Source organism: Quatrionicoccus australiensis, from assembly GCF_020510425.1.
In the GTDB taxonomy this organism is placed as follows: Bacteria; Pseudomonadota; Gammaproteobacteria; order Burkholderiales; family Rhodocyclaceae; genus Azonexus; species Azonexus australiensis_A.
Genome location: NZ_JAHBAH010000001.1, coordinates 3,546,428 through 3,570,385, shown reverse-complemented (window position 1 = coordinate 3,570,385; position 23,958 = coordinate 3,546,428). Strand labels below are relative to the sequence as shown.

Below are 23,958 nucleotides of genomic sequence, written 5' to 3'. Positions count from 1 at the left end.
TTGGCTTCTTTTACGCGGTCGACCGATTAGAAGACCGGAATGATGTCGTCCAGATCGACGTCGCTGACTTCCTGGCCGGTGATGCCGACTTCCGGAATCGCCGGGAACGGGATGTTGTAGCGGTCGAGCACGCCCTTCAGGTTGATCATCGCGTTCTTCCAGTTTTCCAGCTTGGCTTCGTAGCTCGGGATGCCGAAACCGGCGCCGCGGGCCACTTCTTCGCCTTCACGCTGGTTGGCGATGAAGTCTTCCGGCAGGTCCCAGAATTCCATCGGCGGCTCGAACAGCACGGCCGACAGGAACAGGTAACCGGCGCGGATCTGCTTGGTGACGATGGACTTGGTTTCTTCCTTGAGGCCCGGGTAGTCGCGTTCCATGACGGCCATGCAGATCGCCATGTGGCGGCCTTCGTCGCGGCCGATGTTCTTGAAACCTTCCTTGAAGACGGCTTCGCGGGAGTTGTCGAACATCTGCTTGAAGATGGTGGCGGCAGCGATCTCGCCCATCAGGAAGGAGCTGAACAAAACCGCCAGGTCGTACTTGGGCACGGCCTGCTTGTAGCCGGTCCAGTAACGGGCGCCGTTGAAGTACAGCCACTTGACGTTCTTCTGCAGGCGCTTGCCCAGTTCGGTCTTCGGCTCGTAGGTGATCGGGTCCGGATGGCCGAGCAGCTTGGTGATGGCCAGGCCGCACATGATTTCGTGGTTCTGTTCGTCGCGGGTGACCGAGAAGAAGCACTTGCGGACCGGATCTTCCTCATGCACTTCATAGGTCTTGACCAGCGCTTCGGCGAAAACCGGCGGGGCGGACGCATCGAATACGGAGAGCAGGCTCCACCAGTAGGCGATGGATTCGCGCTCTTCCCAGGTGTAGCTGTCTACATCCAGCGTATCCCAGGGCAGCTTTTCCGGATCCCAGTTCTCGCGCAGCGAGGCTTCCCAGACTTCCTGCAACTTCTTGGTCTTGCTGTTCCAGGACAGCGGATAGATGTTGGGCTGCTGGATTTCCGGCGGGAATTCCATCTTGTCGGCAAAACGTTCCTTGTTGCTAGCCATATCTCCTCCTTGGCGGGGTTTTCGTCTCAGGTTGGTAAGTCATCCAGGTGCCCGGATGGCGTGGATCGAATAATGATACTTACCAACACCGCGTGTCAACGTTTTTTGTATCGCTTTGTGCAAAATATTTTTCAGAACAAATTTTACATTTCAGAATCTCGAAAGAAATTTTGCGCACAAAACATTTTTTACCATTGTTTTAATTCGTTTTTTGCACTGCGTCAAAATCGTTTTTACTAAACATAACATCACAAAAACTGTATTTTTACGATACAAACAATTGACAATCGCCGAGCAAGTTCGTATCGTTCGCTCAGATTCGCGCCGCACTGCAGCGCACTTGCCCAAGAAAAAAGCCCCAAGGAGATATGGATGTCCGCCCAACTACTGGAAAAACACCGCGCCACGCTCGACGGTGCCCTCAACGCCATTCACACCCGTGGCTACTGGTCGGCCTATAACGAGATGCCGAGCCCGAAGACTTATGGCGAAACGGCGGCCGAAGATGGCAAGAAAGCTTTCGAGGCTCACCTCGGCCGGAACTTCGAACTCGGCCAGCCTGGCCAGAGCGGCTGGACCGGTGGCGAACAGTCGCCCTACGGCATCGACCTGAATGTGCAATATCCCGTCTGCGACCACGCCGCACTGATCGCCGCCGGCCAGCAGGCCATGCTCGGCTGGCAGAAAGCCGGCGCCGACGGCCGCACCGGCATCTGCCTGGAAATCCTTGAGCGCCTCAACAAGCAGAGCTTCGAACTCGCCCACGCCGTGATGATGACCACCGGCCAGGGCTGGATGATGGCCTTCCAGGCCGGCGCCCCGCACGCCCAGGACCGTGGCCTCGAAGCCGTCGCCTACGCTTACCGCGAACAAAGCTTCGTGCCGACTGAAACGACCTGGGAAAAGCCGCAAGGCAAGAACCCGCCGCTGGTCATGAAGAAGCACTTCGAACTGGTCGGCCATGGCGTCGGCGTCGTCGTCGGCTGCGGCACCTTCCCGACCTGGAACACCTACCCCGGCCTGTTTGCCGCGCTGTCCACGGGCAATGCCGTGATCGTCAAGCCGCACAGCAACGCCATCCTGCCCGCCGCGATCACCGTGCGCACCATCCGCGCCGTGTTGGCCGAGAACGGCATCGATCCCAACCTGGTCACGCTGTGCGTTGCCGACCGCGCCACGACGCAAAAGCTGGTGACCGATCCGGCCGTCAAGTCGATCGACTTCACCGGCAGCAACGTCTTCGGCCAGTGGCTGATCGACAACTGCCGCCAGGCCCGCGTCTATGCCGAGCTGGCCGGCGTCAACAACATCGTCATCGACTCGACCGACGCCTACAAGCCGATGCTGCGCAACCTGGCCTTCACGCTGGCGCTCTACTCCGGCCAGATGTGCACCACCTCGCAGGCGATCTTCGTGCCGGCCGGCGGCATCGAAACGGAAGACGGCCACAAGAGCTACGACGACGTCTGCGCCGACCTGGCGAAAGCCGTCTCCGGCTTCCTGTCCAAGCCGGAAGTTGCGCTCGCCGTGCTCGGCGCCGTGCAATCGGCCGATACGCTGAAGCGCATCAATGAAGCTGACAGCGGCGCGCTGGGCAAGGTCATCCTCGCCTCGAGCAAGCTCGACAACCCGGAATTTCCGAAATCGGCAGTGCGCACCCCGATCCTGCTCGCCTGCGATGCCGCCGACGAGAAGGCCTACATGGAAGAGCGCTTCGGCCCGATCAGCTTCATCGTCAAGGTCGCCGATACCGCCGCCGCGATTGCGCTGTCCGAACGCATCATCAGCACCCACGGCGCCCTGACCGCCGGCATCTATTCGACCAGCGCCGACGTGCTCGACGCGATGACCGCCGCCACCATGCGCTCCAAGGTCGCCCTGTCGATCAACCTGACCGGCGGCGTGTTCGTGAACCAGTCGGCGGCCTACTCTGACTACCACGGCACCGGCGGCAACCCGGCGGCCAATGCGTCCTATGCCGATGCGGCTTTCGTCGCCAATCGCTTCGTTGTCGTGCAACGCCGTTATCACATCTGAGTCGCAGCCCATGACCTACGAAAACATCAAGTTTGAAGTCGAGGCCGGCGTCGCCCGCCTGACCCTGAATCGCCCGGACAAGCTGAACAGCTTCACCGGCGCCATGCATGCCGAACTGCGCGATGCGCTCGACCGTGTCCAGAGCGACAAAAACATCCGCGTTCTGGTGTTGACCGGTGCCGGCCGTGCTTTCTGTGCCGGCCAGGACCTGGCCGACCCGGACATGGCCAGCGTCAACGGCAAGATGCCGGACATCGGCAATGTCGTCGAAGCCAATTACAAGCCGCTGATCCTGCGCCTGCAGAACCTGCGCGTGCCGACCATCGCCGCCGTCAACGGCATCGCCGCCGGCGCCGGCGCGTCGGTCGCCCTGGCCTGCGATCTGGTGCTCGCCACGAAATCCGCCTCCTTCCTGCAGGCCTTCTCCAAGATCGGCCTGATTCCGGACACCGGCGGCACCTGGTTCCTGCCGCAGCGCGTCGGCATGGCGCGCGCCATGGGCCTCGCCCTGCTCGCCGACAAGCTGCCCGCCGAAAAGGCTGCCGACTGGGGCCTGATCTGGCAATGCGTCGAGGATGCCGAGTTCGCCGCAGCGGTCGACGGCCTGGCAAAGCAACTTTCCACGGCGCCGACCAAGGCGCTGGTGCGCACCCGCCAGGCCATGCATGCCGCCCCCGGCCACACGCTGGAGCAGCAACTGTCGCTGGAAGGCAGCTACATGCGCGAGCTGGGCTGGAGCCCGGACTACGCCGAAGGCGTCGCCGCCTTCATGGAAAAACGCGCCCCCAAATTCACCGGAGAGTGATGGCGTGAGCAACACACCCCTACCCCAGCAGAGCATCGTTGCCGTCGTCGGCACCGGTGCAATGGGCGCCGGCATCGCCCAGGTGGCAGCCGCCGCCGGCCATGTCGTGCGTCTGCTCGACAACCGGCCGGGCGCCGCCGCCAAGGCCATTGATGGCATCCGCGCCCAGTTCGGCAAAATGGCCGAAAAAGGCAGGTTGACCGCTGAGGCGGCCGCGGCCGCCGGCGGGCGCCTGCAAGCGGTCGAAAACCTCGCCGATCTAGCCGGCTGCGCGCTTGTCGTCGAAGCCATCGTCGAGAATCTCGAAGCCAAGCAGAAGCTGTACGCCGACCTCGAGGCCATCGTCGCCGCCGACTGCATCTTCGGCACCAACACCTCGTCGATCTCGGTCACCGCCATCGGGGCCGCGCTCAAGCATCCGGAACGCCTGGCCGGCCTGCACTTCTTCAATCCGGCGCCGCTCATGGCCCTGGTTGAAATCGTCTCCGGCCTGGCGACCGAGCGCGCCGTCGCCGACACCCTGTTCGCGACTGCCGCAGCCTGGGGCAAGACGCCAGTGCATGCCAAATCGACGCCCGGCTTCATCGTCAATCGCGTCGCCCGCCCCTACTACGCCGAGGCCCTGCGCCTGGCGCAGGAAGGCGCTGCCGATTACGCCACCATCGACGCCGTGATGCGCGAGGCCGGCGGTTTCCGCATGGGGCCGTTCGAGTTGATGGACATGATCGGCCACGACGTCAATTTCGCCGTGACCAACTCGGTCTGGCGCGCCTTCTACAACGACCAGCGCTTCCTGCCCTCGCTGATCCAGCAGGAACTGGTCGATGCCGGTTTCTACGGCAAGAAGACCGGCCGCGGTTTCTACGATTACCGCGATGGCGCCGTGAAACCGGCCGCGCAGACCGAAGCGGCGCAAACGCCGGCCGGCAAAATCACCGTTTTTGGCGAGTCGACCGCTGCCGATGCACTGGCTGACCGTCTTTCGCACAGCGGCCTGTCCTTTTCGCGCGCGCCGGAAACCGATGGCCGCATCGCCGATATCGGGCTGGCCACGCTCTATGTCACCGACGGACGCAGCGCGACGCAGTGCGCTGCCGAATCCGGCGTCGCCAATACGGTATTGATCGATCTCGCGCTCGACTACGCCACGGCCAGCCGCATTGCGATTGCCGCTGCCGAACAGTGCGAACCGGCCGCCATCAACTCGGCCGTCGGCCTGCTGCAAGCCGCCGGCTTTGCCGTCTCGCGCTTTCTCGACGTGCCCGGCCTGGCCGTGATGCGTACCGTCGCCATGCTCGCCAACGAAGCGGCCGATGCGGTCAACCAGGGCGTTTGCTCCGAAACCGCTGCCGACTCTGCCATGCGCCTCGGCGTCAATTACCCGCAAGGGCCGCTCGCCTGGGCCGATGCTGTCGGCGCCGGCAACATCTGCGACGTGCTCGCCAACCTCGGCACCTGCTACGGTGAGGACCGCTACCGCATTTCGCCGCTGCTGCAGCGCGCCGTGTTTGCCGGAAGAAACATCCATGACTGAACACCACCTCTCCCCGGCCGAGGCGCAAGCTCTGGCCGAAGCCACCGCCACGGCGATGTTTTCCCGTGACCGCGCCGCGCAGGCGCTGGGCATGAAGATCGTGCGCGTCCAACCGGGCGCCGCGCTGCTCACCATGACGGTGCGCGGCGACATGGTGAACGGCCACCACATCTGCCACGGCGGCATGATCTTCAGCCTGGCCGACACCGCCTTCGCCTACGCCTGCAACAGCTACAACAAGAACACCGTCGCGTCGGCCTGCCACATCGACTTCCTCGCCCCGGCGAAAGAAGGCGACACGCTCGAAGCCGAGGCAGTCGAACGTTCCGCCGCCGGCCGTACCGGTGTTTACGACATCAGCGTGCGCGTGGCCGGCGGCAAGACCGTCGCGCTGTTCCGCGGCAAGAGTTATCGCATCAATGGCGAAGTGATCGCCGGACTGCAACAGGCCGACTGAGCCTGGCCCACCCAAGAGAGGAGACAAACATGACCGCCAAGAAACCCCTGCCCGGCGAACTCGATGCTATCGAGACCGCCAGCCGCGACGAAATTTCGGCCCTGCAACTCGAACGCCTGAAATGGTCGGTGCGCCACAGCTACGACAATGTCGAGCCGTATCGCCGCAAATGCCTGGAAAAGGGCGTGCATCCGGACGACCTGAAGACACTGAGCGACCTCAGTAAATTCCCCTTCATGACCAAGCTCGACCTGCGCGACAACTATCCGTTCGGGCTGTTCGCCGTGCCGCGCAACAAGATTGCCCGCCTGCATGCGTCGTCCGGCACGACCGGCAAGTCGGTGGTGGTCGGCTACACGCAGAACGACCTCAACAACTGGGCCGACGTCGTCGCCCGCTCGATCCGTGCGGCCGGCGGCCGCGCCGGTGACATGGTGCATGTTGCCTACGGTTACGGCATGTTTACAGGCGGCCTCGGCGCCCACTACGGCGTCGAGCGCCTCGGTTGCTGCGCCGTGCCGATGTCGGGCGGCCAGACCGAGAAGCAGGTACAGCAGATCATGGACTTCAAGCCCGAGATCATCATGGTCACGCCGTCCTACTCGCTGGTGATCGCCGAAGAGTTCGAGCGCCTCGGCATCAAGCCGGACGAAATCTCGCTCAAGGTCGGCATCTTCGGCGCCGAACCCTGGGGCGAAGGCATGCGCAGCGAAATCGAGCGCAAGCTCGGCATCGACGCAATCGACATCTACGGCCTGACCGAAGTCATGGGCCCCGGCGTCGCCTGCGAATGCATCGAAACCAAGGACGGCCCGGTAATCTGGGAAGACCACTTCTACCCCGAGATCATCGACCCGGAAACCGGCGAAGTGCTGCCCGACGGCTCGGAAGGCGAACTGGTGTTCACCTCGCTGACCAAGGAAGCCTTCCCGGTCATCCGCTACCGCACCCGCGACCTGACCCGCCTGCTGCCGCCGACTTCCCGCTCCTTCCGCCGCATCGGCAAGATCACCGGCCGTTCCGACGACATGCTGATCATCCGCGGCGTCAATGTCTTCCCGACCCAGATCGAGGAACAGATCCTGCGCGACAAGCGCCTGGCCGGCAATTACCAGGTCGTCGTCACCCGCGACGGCCACATGGACAACCTCGAAGTGCGCTGCGAAGTGCAGCGCGAGCTGTCCGGCAAGCTGCCGCAGAGCGAGATCCAGCAGATCAGCAAGGAACTGCAGCACCGCATCAAGACCATCATCGGCGTGTCGACCAAGATCACCGTCATGGAATTCGACGCCATCCCGCGCACCCAGGTCGGCAAGGCCAAGCGCGTGCTCGACGAACGCCCGAAACGCGACTGAGGCAGAGAACCAACCCCTCCCCGGCCCTCCCCTTGTCAGGGGAGGGAGATATAGCTCCCCCCTGACAAGGGGGGCTGGGGGGGTTAAGGAACGCCAGCTTAATGAAGAAAGAATGAACATGACTCAAGCCTTTATCTGCGACGCCATCCGTACCCCGATCGGCCGCTACGGCGGCGCGCTGTCCGGCGTGCGCGCCGACGACCTCGGCGCCATTCCGCTCAAGGCGCTGATGGAACGCAATCCGCAGGTCGACTGGACAGCCGTCGATGACATCATCTACGGCTGCGCCAACCAGGCCGGCGAAGACAACCGCAACGTCGCCCGCATGTCCGGCCTGCTCGCCGGGCTGCCCATCGAAGTGCCGGGCACGACGGTCAACCGCCTGTGCGGCTCCGGCATGGACGCGGTCGGGCTGGCCGCGCGCTCAATCAAGGCCGGCGAAACCTCATTGATGATTGCCGGCGGCGTCGAAAGCATGTCGCGCGCCCCCTTCGTGATGGGCAAGGCAGACTCCGCCTTCTCGCGCAATGCCGCGATCTACGACACGACCATCGGCTGGCGCTTTGCCAACCCGCTGATGAAGAAGCTCTACGACACGCATTCGATGCCGCAGACGGCCGATAACGTCGCCGAGCAGTTCGGCATCAGCCGCGCCGACCAGGACGCCTTCGCGATCCGCTCGCAGCAGCGCTGGGGTGCGGCCGATGCGGCCGGACGTTTTGCCGACGAGCTGGTGCCGGTGGTCATCGCCCAGAAAAAAGGCGATCCGAAAGTGGTCAACCGTGACGAACATCCGCGTCCCGAAACGACGCTCGAACAGCTCGCCAAGCTCAAGGGCGTGAACGGCCCGGAACTCACGGTCACCGCCGGCAATGCGTCCGGCGTCAATGACGGTGCCTGTGCGCTGCTGATCGCTTCGGAAGCCGCCGCCGGCCAGTATGGCCTGAAGCCGCTGGCCCGCGTCGTCGGCATGGCAACGGCCGGCGTGGCGCCGCGCATCATGGGTTTCGGTCCCGCCCCCGCGGTGCGCAAGGTATTGGCGCAGACCGGCCTCAGCCTCGCCGACATGGACGTCATCGAACTCAACGAAGCCTTCGCCGCGCAGGCGCTGGCCGTGTTGCGCGATCTCGGCCTGGCCGACGATGCGGCACATGTGAATCCCAACGGCGGCGCGATCGCGCTCGGCCACCCGCTCGGCATGAGCGGCGCCCGGCTGGTCACCACCGCCGCCTATGAACTCCAGCGCCGTGGCGGCCGCTACGCCCTATGCACGATGTGCATCGGGGTCGGGCAAGGCATCGCCATGGTGATCGAGCGCGTCTGAAATCCCGCCGCCCGGTCCACGCTTGTAAACCGGGCAAAACCGTTTTAACCGCAGTACCGACAACACCCCGTGGAGGAGACAAACCCATGAATAAAAGCATCAAAAAGCTTGCTGCCGGCGCCGTCCTGATTCTTGGCGCATTCAGTGCCTTCGCTGCCGACCCGATCAAGATCGGTTCGGTCCTTTCCGTCACCGGTCCGGCCGCCTTCCTCGGCGATCCGGAACTGAAAACCCTGCAGATGTACGTCGAAGACATCAACAAAAAGGGCGGCGTACTCGGTCGACCGCTGGAACTGGTGCATTACGACGACGGTAGCGATGCCGGCAAGGCCAACGGCTTCACCAAGCGCCTGATCGAGGACGACAAGGTCGACGTGCTGGTCGGCGGCACCACCACCGGCGCCACCATGTCGGCTGCTCCGCTGGTCGAGAAGGCGGGCATTCCGTTCATCTCGCTGGCCGGCGCCGTGGTCATCGTCGAGCCGGTCAAGAAATGGCTGTTCAAGACGCCGCACACCGACCGCATGGCCGCCGAAAAGGTCTTCGAGGACATGAAGAAGCGCGGCATCAGCAAGGTCGCCCTGCTCTCCGAAACCAGCGGTTTCGGCGGTTCCGGCAAGAAGGAAAGCGAAGGCGTTGCCGCCAAGTACGGCATCACGCTGGTCGCCAACGAGACCTACGGGCCGAAGGATACCGACATGAGCCCGCAGCTGACCAAGATCAAGGGCACGCCCGGCGTGCAGGCGGTATTCATCTTCGGTCTCGGCCAGGGGCCGGCGATCGCCACCAAGAACTTCAAGCAGTTGAGCGTCAATCTACCGCTCTACCACGCGCATGGCGTCGCTTCCGAAGAGTTCATCAAGCTCGCCGGCCCGGCTGCGGAAGGCATCCGCCTGCCGGCTGCCGCCCTGCTCGTCGCCAACAAGCTCAACGACAAGGACCCGCAGAAGGCAGTTGCCGTCGGCTACAGCAAGGCTTTTGAAGCACGCTGGAAAACCGATGTCTCGACCTTTGGCGGCCATGCCTACGACGGCCTGATGCTGGCGGTCGACGCGATCAAACGTGCCAATTCCACCGACAAGGCCAAGGTCCGCGACGCCCTCGAAGCGACCAAGGGCTACGTCGGCACCGGCGGCATCGTGAACATGTCGGCTACCGACCACATGGGCCTCGACCTTTCCGCTTTCCGCATGCTCGAAGTCAAGAGCGGCGACTGGACCATCGCCCAGTAATTCGATCTTCCCTGCTGCACTGTTCGGCCGCCAGGGTTAACACCCGGCGGCCATTTTTTCGGAGAACACCATGAACCAGACAGTCCTCACCGAAGTCATCGGCAAGGTCGGCCTGATCCGCCTCAACCGCCCGGAAGCGCTCAATGCGCTGAATACCGACGTGATCGCCGGCATCCATGCGGCGGTCGACACCTTCGAAGCCGACGAAAACATCGGCTGCATCGTCATCACCGGCAGTGAAAAAGCCTTCGCCGCCGGCGCCGACATCGGCGCGATGAAGGATTACGACTACATGCACGCCTACAAGAACGACTACATCACCCGAGGCTGGGAGCGCATCAAGACGGCGCGCAAGCCGGTGATCGCGGCGGTGGCCGGCTTTGCGCTGGGCGGTGGCTGCGAGATGGCGATGATGTGCGACATGATCTATGCCGCCGACACCGCCAAGTTCGGCCAGCCGGAAATCAAGCTCGGCACCATGCCCGGCCTCGGTGGTTCGCAGCGCCTGCCGCGCGCCGTCGGCAAGGCCAAGGCGATGGACATGTGCCTCTCGGCACGCATGATGGATGCCGCCGAAGCCGAACGTGCCGGCCTGGTCGCCCGCATTTTCCCGGCCGACACCTTGCTCGAGGAAACCCTGAAGGCCGCGCAGACCATTGCCGGCTACTCGCTGCCGGTGATCATGATGATCAAGGAATCGGTCAATCGCGCCTTTGAATCGTCGTTGAATGAAGGCCTGCTCTTCGAGCGCCGCGTCTTCCACGCCACTTTCGCGCTCGAAGACCAGAAGGAAGGCATGGCCGCCTTCGCCGAGAAGCGCAAGCCGAGCTTCAAGAACCGCTGAGAACCATCATGTACCAGACCCTCGAAATCGAACGCGCCGGCCGGATCGCCACGATCTGGATGAACCGCCCGGCCGTCCTCAATGCCTTCGACGAACAACTGATCGCCGAACTCGCCGCCGCCTGTCGTGAACTTGATGCCGATGCTTCGGTACGGGTCGTCGTCCTTGGCGGGCGCGGCAAGCATTTTTCGGCCGGCGCCGACCTCAACTGGATGAAGCGCGCGGCGCAATTCACGCCGGAACAGAATCTCGACGACGCACGCCGGTTCGCCCGCATGCTGCGCACCCTGGCGCAGATGTCAAAACCGACCATCGCCCGCGTCCAGGGTGCCGCGCTGGGCGGCGGCACCGGCCTGACTGCGGCCTGCGACATGGCGATTGCCGACACGACGGCCGCCTTCTCCACGTCGGAAGTAAAGTTCGGCATCATCCCGTCGGCGATCAGCCCCTACGTACTGCGCGCCATCGGTCCACGCCACGCCTTGCGCTATTTCCAGAGCGCCGAGCGGATTAGCGCCGAACGCGCCCTGGCGATCGGCCTGGTCGGCGAAGTGGTCGCCCCCGAGGCGCTCGACGCCGCCGTCGCACAACTCGCCGAGACCCTGCTGCAGGGCGGCCCGCAGGCACAGAAGGCAGCCAAGGATCTGATCGCAGCGGTCGACGGGCAAAAAATCGACGAAGTCATCAGCGAGGAAACCGCCCGCCGCATCGCGCGGCAGCGCGCCACCGACGAAGCGAAGGACGGCATCGCCGCCTTCCTCGACAAGCGCCCGCCGGCCTGGCTGGCCTGAACGGCAGAACGCTTAACGGCACGGCGCCGGGTGATGCTCGACCGTCACCCGGCTGAAATATCCGGCGGCTAAGCTGGCCGCCCGGAAAGTCCGTCAGGATGGGTCGAGACGATGAGCAAATTCCATGTCGAAATGCTGGATACGAGCAGCGTGCCGCTGGTCGAGGCGGCCCTGGTGCTGCTCGTCAATGCCTTTGCCGAACCCGAGCATTATGGCCAGCGCCGCCTGCAGGACGAGTTGCAGGCGGTCGACGGCCGTCTTTACCGGCAATTCTTCATCGCGCAGAAGGCCGGCAAGATCGTCGGCATCGGCGGCGTCAAGGCCGCCGACTGGGCGAGCAAGACGCATCTGCTCTATCTCTCGGCGGTGGCCCAGGAACATCGCGGCCAGGGCATCGGTCGCTCCCTGCTCGGAGCGCGCATCGAGTGGCTGGAAAAGAACTTCGCCAACGGTCGCATCCTGGTCTCCAGCGCCAAGGCCAAACGCTTTCGTGACCATGGTTTCACGCTGGTCCCCGGGAGCGGCGTCGATGGCCGCTACCTGATGCTGCGCCGCTTTGCACGCTGATCGGTGTCACAAGCCTGTCACGTCGCGGCAACATAATCGCGCGATTACATTCCGGATCATGCCAAGGTGAGGTTTTCGTTCGCGCTCTGCTGCAAGGCCTGGTTGCTGCGTCTGAGCCGGAACGACTGGCGTGCCCTGCTCGTTGGCTGTGTCGCACTGAGCCTGGCATTGCTGGCCCTGGCCTGGGGCATCACCTGGCAGCGCCTGGACGCCGAAAAGGCGCTGGTCGGCACGAATGCCCGCATCCAGCAGGAAAACCTGGCGACGATCATTTCCGAGAATCTGGCGCAGGTACTCGATCGCGGCCAGTTGATGGCGATTGCCGCCAACGAATATTTCGAAGGCGAACGCGGCGATGCGACCAGCCGCCTGACGGCAATGCGCGCCACCGACCGCGCCTATCTGCGCCTGGCGCTGTACGACAACAACCTGCACCGGGTGTATGGCTCTTCGCCGGGCAAGGATGCGCCGGAACTACTCGCCGACCTGCGGCAACTGTTGCGTGATTCTGCCGGCGAGCAGCCGCTCGGCATGCGCGTCGCCACCCTGCCCGCCTCGGACGAACACGCCTGGCAGGTGCCGCTGCTCTATCCGGTACGCGGCACGGATGGCCAGCCCCGGGGCGTCCTGCTGCTCGTTCTCGACCTTGGCTATTTCCTCGGCTTCTACCAGAACATCGACATCGGCCCGTCGGGCGTCATCCAGATCCTGAAAAGCAGCGGCGAAAACATTGCCGAGATCCGCCAGGCCGGGCTGGTCCTCAAGCCGGCCGGGCCGGGTCGTCTGCTGCCGGCCGGCGACGTGCAGCAGGGGTCGGTGACGGTCGACCTGTTCGGCGAAGGCAATTTCTACCTGGCCAGCTTCCGCGCCCTGCCCCGGCACCCCTTCAGCGTTGCGGTCAGCCGCGATGTCGAGGAAACCCTGGCCAGCCACAAGGGCAACCGCAACCGCTTTCTTTTCGTGCTCAGCATCCTGAGCGCAATCATTGCGTTCGCCACCTACTGGGTGGCGCGCAGCATCCGTCGCCAAGGCCAGTTGTATTCGGCGCTGGCCATCGCCGATGGCGAAAAGCTCGGCCTGATCGAACAGCTCGAAGAAGAAAAGCGCCGCGCCTTCAAGCTCGCCGCCCACGACCACCTGACCGAACTGCCCAACCGCCGCATGTTCCATGAGCTGGTGATCAGCCACCTGTCGCGCGCCAAGCGCAGCCGCAAGCATTACGCACTGCTCTATCTCGACCTCGACCGTTTCAAGTTCATCAACGACACGCTCGGTCACCATGTCGGCGACCTGTTGCTGCAGGCGGTGGCGGCCCGGCTGCGCTCGGCGCTGCGCGAATCCGACCTGGTCGCCCGCCTCGGCGGCGACGAGTTCGCCGTGCTGCTGACCGGCCTGGAAAGCGTCGAGGACACGGCGACGATTGCCACCAAGCTGGTCGAACAGATCGGACACCCGTTCAACAAGCTCGACGGCAACGACATCCTGGTCAGCACCAGCATCGGCATCGCCCTCTTCCCGCGCGACGGCCACGACTTCGACACGCTGTGCCGGCATGCCGATGCCGCGATGTACCAATCGAAACGCAGCGGCCGCGGCAAATACACCTTTTACGACCCCGACCTCAATCCGGCCGGCAACCGCCTGTTCAATCTCGAACAACGCCTGCCCAGGGCCATTGCCGAGCATGAGCTGGTGCTGCATTTCCAGCCCAAGGTGCGGCTTTCCGACTATCGCATCGTCGGCTTCGAGGCGCTGGTTCGCTGGCAGCACCCGGAGTTCGGCCTGATCTACCCGAACGACTTCATTCCGCTCGCCGAGCACGCCGGCTTCATCATCGACCTCGGCGACTGGGTGGCCGAGGCCTGCTGCCGCGAACTGGCGGCCTGGCAGGCAGAAGGCCTGCCGCTGGTACCGATCGCCTGCAATGTCTCGGCCCGGCAACTACACGACGAGAAGCTACCGCAGCGCCTCGCCGGCTTTCTCGCCAGGCACGGCGTGGCGCCGGCACTCCTCGAAATCGAGGTTACCGAGAGCAGCCTGGTCGAATCCTTCGAAATGGCCGGCAAGGTATTGCGCGAAGTCGAAGCGCTGGGCATCGGCATCGCGCTCGACGACTTCGGCAACGGTTTCTCGAACTTCGCCCACATCCGCACGCTACCCATCCACTGCCTGAAAATCGACAAGGAATTCATCGGCAGCCTGCGCAACAGCCCGGACGATGCAGTGATCGTCGCCTCGATCATCACCCTGGCCCACAACCTGCGCATGCGGGTCATCGCCGAAGGTGTCGAGCTGCTCGACCAGTTGGTGCACCTGAAAACTGCCGGCTGCGACGAAGCCCAGGGCTATTTCCTGAGCCGCCCGGTTCCCGGCGACGCAGCCCGCCGCCTGCTGCAGACATCGACACTCGCCCCGACATGAAAAACATACTCTCCTGCCTGACACTCGCCTGCGGCCTGCTCGCCAGTCTGCCCGCATGCGCCGCCCCGGCCTGCGACGATCCGCGCCCGCTGCGCTTCGCCCTGACCCCGTTCAAGAACCCGGCCGCGCAACTCGTCCAGTACCAGCCGTTGATCCGGCAACTGGAAAAAGCCCTGGAGCGGCGCGTCGAAGTCATCCCCTCGCCGTCCTACAGTACCGCCATCGAAGGTCTGCTCGGCGAAAGCATCGACCTCGCCGAGCTTGGTCCGGCCTCCTATGCCATCGCCGTCAGCCGCGGCGCCCGAATCACGCCTTTTGCCACTTTTTCGAGCGTCAACCGGAGCAGCCCGGAAACCGCAGCCAGTTACCACTCGCTGCTGCTGGTCCGACGTGAGCGCGGCATCGACAAGCTGGAACAACTGCGCGGCAGCACACTTGGCCTGACCGACCCGGCCAGCACCTCGGGCGCCATCCTGCCGCGCCAGGCAATTGCCAGACAGACCGGCATGCCCGCCGAAGCCTATTTCAAGCGCATCACTTTCTCCGGCTCGCACGACCGCTCCATCGAGGCCGTGCAAAAAGGCCTGGTCGATGCCGTCTTCGTGGCCAGCAGCGTTTTTGACGAAGCGCTGCGCCAGGGCAAGGTCAAACCGGATGAACTGCAGCTCATCTGGCAATCGCCGCCCATTCCCTACGACCCATTCGTCTTGCGCGACCGCCTGTGCCCCGCGCTGGTCGCAAAAATCAGACAGGTTTTCCTCGGCGACACCACGCCGCTGGCCGGCATGCTCCAGGAACTCAAGGCAAGAGGCTTCGTTCCTGCCTCGGACGAGCACTACCGGGAGATCAGGAATCTGTTCGCCAATCCCCGCTGAAGGCAAAAGCTGGCGGCAAGGTCAGCGCGTGGCTGTCGACAACCACTTGAGCAGTGCTTCGTAAAGGACCTCCGGCACCACCGGCTTGCCGATATGATCGTTCATGCCGGCTTCCTGGCAACGCTGCCTGTCCTCGCTGAAGGCGTTGGCCGTCATTGCCAGAATCGGCACATCCCGGTTCAGTGATTCGCCACGGATCGCCCGCGTCGCATCGACCCCGTTCATTTTCGGCATCTGCATGTCCATCAGGATCAGGTCGTAGCGCCCGGCCTGCGCCAGGCTCAGGGCCATCTCGCCATCCTCGGCCAGATCGACCTTGAAGCCGACTTCTTCAAGCAGCCCGCGCGACACCTCCTGACTGATCGGTTCATCTTCCACAAGCAGGATGCGGGCGCCCGCAAACTCGCGCAACAAGCGGCTTTCCGCACGTTCCCGGACGGGCTGCGGCAAAGGCAAGGCACTGCCCGCTGCCTTGCCCAGGCAGACGGTAAACCAGAAAGTACTGCCTCGTCCCGGCTCGCTGTCGACGCCTATCCTGCCGCCCATCATCTCGACCAGGCGCTTGCTGATTGCCAGGCCGAGGCCGGTGCCGCCATATTTTCGCGTCATCGAGCTGTCGGCCTGCTCGAAGACGGCAAACAGGCGCTCGCGTTGTTCGGCGGTGATGCCGATTCCGCTGTCTTCGACGTCGAAGCGCAGGACAACGCCCCCCGGCGTCTCTTCCTGCAGACGAATGCACAGGCTGACGCCGCCCCGTTCGGTAAATTTGACCGCATTGCCGGCCAGATTGAGCAGAACCTGGCCAAGCCGCAGGCTATCACCGAGCAGCGTGCGATCCAGTAAGCCGGGTTCGGCATTGACCTGCAGGCTCAGCCCCTTGTGTTCGGCAGACAGGCCGACCAGGCTGACGACGTTGTCGAGCACCCGGTCAAGCTTGAAGTCGGCGACATCGAGGACCAGGCGATCCGCTTCGATTTTTGAGATGTCGAGAATGTCGTTGATGATCAGCAACAGACGGTTGGCCGACTCCCGGGCCATGTCGAGCTGGCGTTGCGCCTTGGCATCGCCGACCCGGCCGCGAACCAGCTGGATCATGCCCATGATCCCGTGCATCGGCGTGCGCAGCTCATGACTCATGTTGGCGAGGAAAACCGATTTGGCGCGATTGGCCGATTCAGCCGCCTCCTTGGCGAGCAGCAGGGTCTGATTGAGCGTTGCCAGGTCGACATTGAGCGCCTGGATGCGTTGCTCCGACCTGGCCCGCTCCTCGACTTCCACTTGCAGCCGCTCATTGCTGCGCCGCAAGTCGGCCGCCTGCTTCTCCAGGCGATCGGTATGCTGCTGCAACTGGGCTGCCATGCCACGCATTGCATCGAACAGGGACGCGACTTCATGGATCGGGCTCGCCTGGCTGACCTCGAGCTGCCAGCGGCCGGCAACCAGCCGGGCGGCGGCGCGCGACAGATGAATCAGCGGCCCTGACACCCACTCGGCGGCAAGCAGACCGACCAGGACACTGAACAGCATGACGATCAGTACCAGATACATGATGTTGCGCAACATACTGCTGAGCAGGCCATCGAGATTGTCATTCGGGACGATGACCCCGATGGTCAGTTGCGGCCCTTGTTCCAGCTGGTGCCTGCGCCAGTCGATCAGGTAATCCTTGCCGTCGAGCGTAAGCGGCACCGTCCCCTCCGGTTGCGCGGCACTATTCAGGGCCAGACCCGCGGCACGGAGCAAGGGGTTGCTGCTCCCGGCGAGATCCTGACGCCCGCTTTCGCCGCTCTTGCTGCGGTTGACCGTATCGAAAGATGACGTTGCCAGCAGCTTGCCGCCGCTCTCGGCGATGAAGGCCACGCCATTCGAATTGGCCGTCAGTTCGCGCAGGAACTCGGCCAGCTGCGACAGGGCGACATCCGCAGAGGTCACGCCGATCAGTTTCCCGGTGGCATCGTAGAGCGGCGCTGACATCCCGACCCCCCAGGTGTCATAGGCACCTTCGGCATCGTTGATGACGTACTGGTAAGCCGGATACCAGGCCATGTGCCCGGCGCTGATCGCGGCCTTGTACCAGGGGCGGGTGCGCGGATCGAAATTGCTGTTCCCCTTGCCGAGCAGGGAAGCCGGCCGGATCGCATCATCGACTCGATAGATGTACAGGGCCCCCGCATCGGCATTCCGGACGCGAATCATGCGCAAGCCCTTGTCCGGACCCAACGGCGGACGACTCCCGCCGTAGTATTCGCCATCGGCCAGGCCGACCGAAATGAAGGTCAGCAGAGGCTGCTGACGGATTTGCAGGAGAAAGCGCTGCATCATCTGCTCGCGCGCATTAACGTCGAGCAGTCCGGCTCTTGCCTGTTCGACATTGAAGGTAACGACCCGCCGCGGCACCTCGAAGAAATCGGTGACCCGGTCATGGATGCGCTCGCCGAGCGAACTGGCAAGCGACTGCGAAAACTGCCCGGAAGACTGCCGCGCATTGAGATAGGAAAGCCAGCCGCTGATCGCGATGATCGGCAACAGGACGAGCAGCAATGCACCGAGCAGGAAGGTGCGCAGGCCAATCCGCCCCTTGCCCGGCCCATTTTTACCAGATACCTCGTCCAGCCCCGGGCAGTCATCCGTTGCCGGCAGCGACTGGCGCTGCCGAGCCAGCAGCCAGAGCATCGCAATCACCGTCAGCAGGAAGCCGATACCGCGAATCAGCCAGGGACGCAGGACATCGTCTTCGCCACCGGGTTTGGGCATCGCCGCCAGATGCCATTGCCCACCCGGCAGATTCAGATCGACGGCAACATGCGGTCGCTTGAACAAGCCGGGATCGCCGTGAAAAACTTCACCCTGTGCGCCCGTACCGTCGCGCCCGCGCACGGCAACAACAAAAGACATGGCAGGACCAGCCAGGCCGGCATCCGCCAGCAAACCCGCGAAATCGATGGCCGTCGATACCACCCCGGCAAATTCGCCCGGCTTGCCATCGGCACGCGCCGGGAACACCGGGGTGCGCGCCACCAGACCGGGACGACCGCTTTGCACGAGACTGATCGGCCCGGCCACGATCGTCTCACGCGCCTCGATGCCGCGCTGCAAGCTGCTCATGATGTACGGACGATTGGCGTAATTCATGCCCATCACGGCCTCGTTTCCCTTCACGGGAAAAACGAAAACGACGTCCAGCTTGTGCGACAGGGTGACATTGATCAAACGTGGATGCGCAGCCAGCAGGCGCCTGGCGACACCATCGAGAGCGGCCTGATTGACCGACAGGTCGGCCGGCAAGGCTGCCGCGAAGTCGTAATTGACCTGCAGGAGCTGGCCCAGATTCTTTTCCAGGCGCAACGCGGCACTGCGCAGCTGCGCTTCGATCCGGTTCATTTCCGCCTGCTCGCCCAGCTGGTGATCGTAGCGCTCGCTCGCGAACGTCAACAGCCCCCCCAGGACGACGACGGCAAGCACCTGCAGCCAGGTAGTCACGGCAAAGCGATGTTGCACAGCCACTGCGCGTGCTCCGGGATTTTTCGAAGGCTCAAGAATAGCAGCAGAAATCGGCCTTGAGAGGTGGCGTTATCCCTGACTCAGGGCGATGCGGCCACTGCGAATCAGGGTAGGTACTTTGACTGGCTGTCCGGATGCGCCGGCTCAGGAGAAAGTATCCCGCTGGGCAGTAGCAGCCTTGAGCAGGGCCAGCGCACCGTCGAAGTCGTAGTTTTCAACGGCTTCCTGCATCAGCACGAACTGTTCGCCGAGGAGGCCGCGCAGGAGGCCGGCATGTTCGCGCAGCGTATTGGCGCAAAGGAAATCCGCCGCCTGCAGTTGGCCAGCCAGGCGCGAGCAGATTTCCCCTGTTTTTGACGCGTCGACCGCTGTCGCTACGCCAGTCTTCACTTCGCCCGGCAAGCGGGCAGCGATCGCAGGCAACAGATCGTCGAGCAAGGCTGTGATGTCGGCCAGCCCGGCATGCAGCGTCGCGGCTGCCTCCCCCTGCCGCAAGGCCTTCTCGAGAGAAGCCGCCCGCTCGCCGAGCAGGCTTGCCCCGACCTGCGCCGCCACGCCTTTCAGGGTGTGAGCAAGCAACTCGCCGGCAGGCCCGTCTTCAGTCTGCAAGGCACTGGCCATGCGGACAGCGAAATCGCTCTGACCGACGACGAAACGGCGCAGCAAGGAGATGTACAGCGCATCACGCCCCATCGCCTGACGCAATCCGATGGCGACGTCGAGTCCGGGAATGTCGGCAAAAGCCCTGGCCGCCTGCACCGCTGGCGAACTTTCTCCGGTCATTTCGCTTGCCCCTTCATCCGGCGACAAATTGCCGGTCCGGTTCGGATCTGGCGCTATCCAGCGCTGCAGTTTGCGCCACAGGTCGTCCGGATTGATCGGTTTTGCGACGTGGTCGTTCATGTCGGCATCAAGGCAACGCTCGCGATCACCGGCCATCGCGTTCGCGGTCATGGCAACGATCGGCAGTGTGCAGCCCTGCGCCAGGGCACGGATTTCACGGGTCGCCGTGATGCCGTCCATGACCGGCATCTGCATGTCCATGAGCACGATGTCGTAATAACCGGCCGCGGCCCGCGCCACCATATCGACGGCGATGGCGCCGTTGTCGGCAACCTCGACCAGGAAGCCGGCTTCCTTGAGCAGTTCGCTCGCCACTTCCTGGTTCAGGTCGTTGTCCTCGACGAGCAGGACGCGGCTGCCGGCAACGCTGCTCAAATCGACACTGGGCGCCGCTACGGTGAAGGCGAAGCGGGTTTCGCTCGGCCCGCCGCCGAGGATGCGCATCACCGTATCGAAAAGCAGCGAGGAGGTCACCGGCTTGATCAGGACATCCTCGAAGCCGGCCTCGCTGGCTGCCTTCATCACTTCGTCACGCCCGAAGGCGGTGACCATGACCAGGTGCGGCATGGCCGTGGGCAGGCTCTGGCGGATCGCGCGCGCCGTCATCAGGCCATCCATGGCCGGCATCTGCCAGTCGAGGAAAACGATCTCGTAAGGCGCGTCGACCGCTGCGGCACGAACGATCTCGGCCACCGCCTCGGCCCCGCTGGCCACCGCGTCGACGTCGAGCGACATGGTGCGCAGCAGCTCGCAGATGACATCACGAGCCGACTCGTTGTCGTCAACCACCAGCACGCGACGATTGCGCAGGTCCGGATCGGGCTGCAACAGGCGCGACTTTTCCTTGCCGCGCCCGAGACGGGCGGTAAACCAGAAATCGGAGCCGCTTCCCGGCGTGCTGTTCACACCAACCGTGCCGCCCATCAATTCAACCAGCTGCCGCGAAATGGCAAGACCGAGCCCGGTGCCGCCGAACTTGCGCGTCGTCGACCGGTCGGCCTGCTCGAAGCTCTGGAACAGACGGCCGCGCTGTTCTTCGTCGATGCCTATGCCGGTATCGACGACCGAGAAATGCAGCAGCAGATCGTGCTCGCTTTCTTCGGCGACGACAACATGGATGGCGATTTCGCCCTGCTCGGTGAATTTGACGGCATTGTTGGCGTAGTTGATCAGCACCTGCCCGAGGCGCAGCGGATCGCCGATCAGCGAGCGCGGCACGCCGGCCGCCACATCGACGATCAGTTCCAGCCCCTTGGTGGCCGCCTTTTCCGCGATCAGGCCAGCGACGTTCTCGAAGACCCGGTCGAGCTCGAATTCGATGTGCTCGACGACCATCTTGCCGGCCTCGATCTTCGACAGGTCGAGGATGTCGTTGATGATGCCGAGCAAATGCTGGCTGGAGCCCTGGATCTTGTTCAGGTAGTCGCGCTGGCGCGGCGTCAGGTCGGTTTTCATCGCCAGGTGCGACATGCCGATGATGGCGTTCATCGGCGTCCGGATCTCGTGGCTCATGTTGGCCAGGAAATCCGACTTCATGCGCGCGGCCGCCTCGGCCAGCGACTGCGCCTCGCGAATCTGGAGGAGTGCCGCCCGTTCAACCGCGACATCCTCAATCACCCAGACCGTCCCCTTGGCGCGATCGGTGATGTCGACCGCAGTACCGGTCAGGCGCGCCCAGAACATGCTGCCGTCGCGGCGCATCAGCTCCTGCTCGCGGCGATGTACCTCGCCGCGCCAGATCTGCGCATACACCTCGCCGCCGCCCGTCGCCTCGGCCGCCTCATCGGCATACCAGACCGCCGTGCGCTGCCCGATCATCTGCCCTGCCGGCCAGCCGAACATCTCGTGCAGGCGGCGGTTGCCGCGCAGGATGACGCGCTCGCGGATCAGGGCGATGCCGGAATTGGCAGTATCGAAAATTGCTTGCTGTTCCTCGGCCGCCAGGTGCAGCGCCTCGGCCGCTGCCCGCTCGGCGGTAATATCCTCGAAGATGCCGACCATCCCCTTGCCGAGATCGCCGACATCGACAGCATGCCCCGACATGCGCGCCCAGAAGCGGCTGCCGTCCTTGCGCACGAGCAGTTGTTCCCGCACATGGATTTCGCCGCGCCCGATCTGGGCATAGACCTCCTGCCCGGACTGGACGTAGGCTGCATCATCGACATACCAGATGCGCGTCGACTGACCGATCTGCTCGCCCTCGGCATAGCCGAACATTTCATCCATGCGGCTGTTGCAGCGCACGATGTGCCGTTCGCGCATCAGTACGATGCCGGCACTGGCCGCATCGAACAGGGCATTCTGCTCGCTCAGGGCCGTATTGAGCTCGGCCGTGCGACTGGCAACCAGCGACTCGAGATGCTTGCGATGGCGTTCGAGTTCGTCGCCCATCTGCTTCTTGAGCGTGATGTCTTCCTTGATCGCGACGTAATGGGTGACCGCACCATCCGGCTGACGCAGGGGAACGATGATCGAGGACTCGATCTGTTCACGCCCGTCCTTGGTCTGGTTGAAAAAGGTTCCCTTCCAGGCGTTGCCGCTATTGAGCGCCTCCCACATCTCGATGTAGGTCGCCGTCGGCGTATAACCGGACTTGAGCAGGCGCGGTGTCTGGCCGACCGCCTCGGCCCGGCTGTAGCCGGTATTCAAGGTGAAGGCGTCATTGACGTATTCGATCCGGCAGTCGAGATCGGTGATGATGATCGGACTCGGACTCTGCTCGATGACCAGCGACAGCTTGCGGATTTCTGCCGCAGCCCGTTTTTCTTCGCTGATGTCACGCCAGACGCCAATCAGGTAATCGCGATTGTTCTGGCGAATGCTCCGGACACTGACCCGGACGTCGATCAGTTCGCCATTCTTGCAGCGATGCCGATTCTCGAACTTGCTAACGTCGTCGGCGGTGATCCGACCGGCAATTGCGGCCAGATCATCCGCCGTCATGCTGGCCTGGATCCGGGCCAGCGGCATGCCGATCATTTCTTCGCGCCGATAGCCCAGCATGTTGCAGCTGGCGGCATTGACCTCGACAAAACACAGGGTCTCGGCATCGATCAATTCGATCGCGTCCGGGGCACCGGAAATCACCGCATCGAGCAAGGCCTGCCGGTCGCGTTCGGCAGCCACCACACGCCGCCGCTCGATGGCGCTGCCCAGATGGTTGGCGACCGCTTCAAGCAATTTGCACTCTTCATCAAGGAAAGTCTCCCCGGCATCGCCCGGTAAGGCACCGGCATACACGACACAAACCCGGGCCGGACTCCCCTGCGGACCGACAAAGCTGGCAGCAAGCACCTCGCCGTCTACCGCTTCACCGAACAGCCGACCGCCACATTCGATATGCCCGCTGGCCAATTCCGGAAAACGCATCGCCGCCGGCAGACGCTCGGCCACGATTGCCAGCATCGCTTCCAGTTCAAGATCCTCACGATGAGTAATCCGCGCCACCTCGAACAGACAGGACAACTCCTTCATCCGCTCGTCAAGTTCGGTACGGGAGCGGCGATGGGCCATGATGCTCTCGCGAAAGGCGAGAACGGCGTGGGCAAAATCGCGCAGCAAACTGCGCCGATCATCGGCGACGCGCTGCACCGCCGGCAAACTCTGCGGATTGGTCTCGCCACCGGCCAGTTCATGCAGCGCAACGCTGAGTGCCTCCAGGCGCTGGGTCAGGCGCCGGATCAGGATGATCGCAACGAGCAGCAGCACGAGTACCAGTACGCCCCCGAGCATGAGATTGTCGAAAGCATGCTGCTCGAGCAGTTGCTCCTGCTCGACACCGCGCTGCAAGGCGTCATCCACCGCCTGCCTGGCCACTGAACGGGTATGCTGGGACAGGAAGAGATACTGGTTGGCGGCCTGGTAGGCACTGCGCATGGCGCCCGCCGGATCAATCGCAGCCAGGTCGCTGGCCTGGATGATCAGCTTGCGATATTCCTGAAAGTGTTCTTCGACCTCACGCAGCGTTGCTGCGTTGGTGCTATCGCGCAAGGCCGGCAAACGCTGCTCGAGAGCAGCCAGACGTTCGACCACTTCGCTATGCGCGGTATAGATCAGCGCTTCGTCAGCCTGTCCTGCTGCCGCCTTCTCCAGCGTCGTTGCGATCAATTCCTGTATCGCCGCGACGTCCTGGTTGAAGCGGGTCGTCTGCTGGATTTTCTCGATATCCTTGCCCTGCAGCAAACTGGTCGCCAGATGATCCTGGCGCAGCTTGTAGAACGAGAACAGGTTGAGCCCCCCGGCCAGCAAGGCAACCAGCACTACCGGCAGAAAAAAAATCAGCAGGTAGGGAAGGAAACGCTGGCGGCGCAACATGCC

Annotated in this window: 15 protein-coding genes; 12 read left to right on the top strand and 3 right to left on the bottom strand. The window is 63.6% G+C overall.

The annotated features are described in order from the left end of the window. Positions 1–26 precede the first annotated feature (26 nt). The gene (locus KIG99_RS17095) at positions 27–1,055 is read right to left on the bottom strand and encodes a hypothetical protein (protein WP_226461244.1); all 1,029 of its coding nucleotides are present in this window, start codon (positions 1,053–1,055) and stop codon (positions 27–29) included. 372 nt (positions 1,056–1,427) lie between these two features. Between KIG99_RS17095 and paaN the strand changes: the two genes are divergently transcribed. From paaN to KIG99_RS17035, 12 genes are all read left to right on the top strand, one after another. Further along, on the top strand, positions 1,428–3,092 hold the full coding sequence (paaN, locus tag KIG99_RS17090) for a phenylacetic acid degradation protein PaaN (protein ID WP_226461243.1): 1,665 nt from the start codon (positions 1,428–1,430) through the stop codon (positions 3,090–3,092). 10 nt (positions 3,093–3,102) lie between these two features. Continuing rightward, positions 3,103–3,897, top strand: a complete 795-nt coding sequence (paaG, locus tag KIG99_RS17085) for a 2-(1,2-epoxy-1,2-dihydrophenyl)acetyl-CoA isomerase PaaG (RefSeq protein ID WP_226461242.1) — start codon at positions 3,103–3,105, stop codon at positions 3,895–3,897. A 4-nt stretch (positions 3,898–3,901) separates the two neighbouring features. Then, positions 3,902–5,431, top strand: coding sequence for a 3-hydroxyacyl-CoA dehydrogenase PaaH (gene paaH / locus KIG99_RS17080; protein ID WP_226461241.1), 1,530 nt, complete (start codon positions 3,902–3,904; stop codon positions 5,429–5,431). Beyond that, positions 5,424–5,888, top strand: coding sequence for a hydroxyphenylacetyl-CoA thioesterase PaaI (gene paaI / locus KIG99_RS17075; RefSeq protein WP_226461240.1), 465 nt, complete (start codon positions 5,424–5,426; stop codon positions 5,886–5,888). Before paaH ends, paaI begins: the two co-directional genes overlap by 8 nt. Positions 5,889–5,917: 29 nt before the next feature. Further along, positions 5,918–7,243 (top strand): phenylacetate--CoA ligase PaaK, encoded by a 1,326-nt coding sequence (gene paaK, locus KIG99_RS17070; protein ID WP_226461239.1) that lies wholly within the window; start codon positions 5,918–5,920, stop codon positions 7,241–7,243. A gap of 118 nt (positions 7,244–7,361) precedes the next feature. Continuing rightward, positions 7,362–8,567, top strand: coding sequence for a 3-oxoadipyl-CoA thiolase (gene pcaF / locus KIG99_RS17065; RefSeq protein WP_226461238.1), 1,206 nt, complete (start codon positions 7,362–7,364; stop codon positions 8,565–8,567). Positions 8,568–8,653: 86 nt separating this feature from the next. Beyond that, positions 8,654–9,799 carry an ABC transporter substrate-binding protein gene (locus tag KIG99_RS17060; RefSeq protein ID WP_226461237.1) on the top strand — a complete coding sequence of 382 codons (1,146 nt, stop codon included), beginning with the start codon at positions 8,654–8,656 and terminating at the stop codon, positions 9,797–9,799. A 70-nt stretch (positions 9,800–9,869) separates the two neighbouring features. Further along, complete coding sequence (locus KIG99_RS17055) at positions 9,870–10,643, top strand: enoyl-CoA hydratase (RefSeq protein WP_226461236.1); 774 nt, start codon at positions 9,870–9,872, stop codon at positions 10,641–10,643. Between the two features lie 5 nt (positions 10,644–10,648). Beyond that, positions 10,649–11,434 carry an enoyl-CoA hydratase/isomerase family protein gene (locus KIG99_RS17050; protein WP_226461851.1) on the top strand — a complete coding sequence of 262 codons (786 nt, stop codon included), beginning with the start codon at positions 10,649–10,651 and terminating at the stop codon, positions 11,432–11,434. A 111-nt stretch (positions 11,435–11,545) separates the two neighbouring features. After that, positions 11,546–12,001, top strand: a complete 456-nt coding sequence (locus KIG99_RS17045; protein ID WP_226461235.1) for a GNAT family N-acetyltransferase — start codon at positions 11,546–11,548, stop codon at positions 11,999–12,001. Positions 12,002–12,067: 66 nt separating this feature from the next. Further along, positions 12,068–14,422 (top strand): putative bifunctional diguanylate cyclase/phosphodiesterase, encoded by a 2,355-nt coding sequence (locus KIG99_RS17040; protein WP_226461234.1) that lies wholly within the window; start codon positions 12,068–12,070, stop codon positions 14,420–14,422. Beyond that, a complete protein-coding gene (locus KIG99_RS17035) occupies positions 14,419–15,297 on the top strand; it encodes a phosphate/phosphite/phosphonate ABC transporter substrate-binding protein (RefSeq protein WP_226461233.1) in 879 nt (292 codons plus the stop codon). Before KIG99_RS17040 ends, KIG99_RS17035 begins: the two co-directional genes overlap by 4 nt. 21 nt (positions 15,298–15,318) lie before the next feature. Here KIG99_RS17035 and KIG99_RS17030 read toward each other — a convergent pair whose 3' ends face one another. Then, entirely contained in the window at positions 15,319–18,801 is a 3,483-nt protein-coding gene (locus KIG99_RS17030; protein ID WP_226461232.1) for an ATP-binding protein, read from the bottom strand. A 141-nt stretch (positions 18,802–18,942) separates the two neighbouring features. Further along, the gene (locus tag KIG99_RS17025; protein WP_226461231.1) at positions 18,943–23,955 is read right to left on the bottom strand and encodes a PAS domain-containing hybrid sensor histidine kinase/response regulator; all 5,013 of its coding nucleotides are present in this window, start codon (positions 23,953–23,955) and stop codon (positions 18,943–18,945) included. Positions 23,956–23,958: the final 3 nt, after the last annotated feature.

What these genes read in the sequence shown, in the direction of transcription:
- paaN (WP_226461243.1), top strand. Translation starts at nt 1,428, where the DNA reads ATGTCCGCCCAACTACTGGAAAAACACCGCGCCACGCTCGACGGTGCC.
- paaG (WP_226461242.1), top strand. Translation starts at nt 3,103, where the DNA reads ATGACCTACGAAAACATCAAGTTTGAAGTCGAGGCCGGCGTCGCCCGC.
- KIG99_RS17055 (WP_226461236.1), top strand. Translation starts at nt 9,870, where the DNA reads ATGAACCAGACAGTCCTCACCGAAGTCATCGGCAAGGTCGGCCTGATC.
- KIG99_RS17060 (WP_226461237.1), top strand. Translation starts at nt 8,654, where the DNA reads ATGAATAAAAGCATCAAAAAGCTTGCTGCCGGCGCCGTCCTGATTCTT.
- KIG99_RS17095 (WP_226461244.1), bottom strand. Translation starts at nt 1,055, where the DNA reads ATGGCTAGCAACAAGGAACGTTTTGCCGACAAGATGGAATTCCCGCCG.
- KIG99_RS17035 (WP_226461233.1), top strand. Translation starts at nt 14,419, where the DNA reads ATGAAAAACATACTCTCCTGCCTGACACTCGCCTGCGGCCTGCTCGCC.
- paaK (WP_226461239.1), top strand. Translation starts at nt 5,918, where the DNA reads ATGACCGCCAAGAAACCCCTGCCCGGCGAACTCGATGCTATCGAGACC.
- paaI (WP_226461240.1), top strand. Translation starts at nt 5,424, where the DNA reads ATGACTGAACACCACCTCTCCCCGGCCGAGGCGCAAGCTCTGGCCGAA.
- KIG99_RS17045 (WP_226461235.1), top strand. Translation starts at nt 11,546, where the DNA reads ATGAGCAAATTCCATGTCGAAATGCTGGATACGAGCAGCGTGCCGCTG.
- KIG99_RS17025 (WP_226461231.1), bottom strand. Translation starts at nt 23,955, where the DNA reads ATGTTGCGCCGCCAGCGTTTCCTTCCCTACCTGCTGATTTTTTTTCTG.
- pcaF (WP_226461238.1), top strand. Translation starts at nt 7,362, where the DNA reads ATGACTCAAGCCTTTATCTGCGACGCCATCCGTACCCCGATCGGCCGC.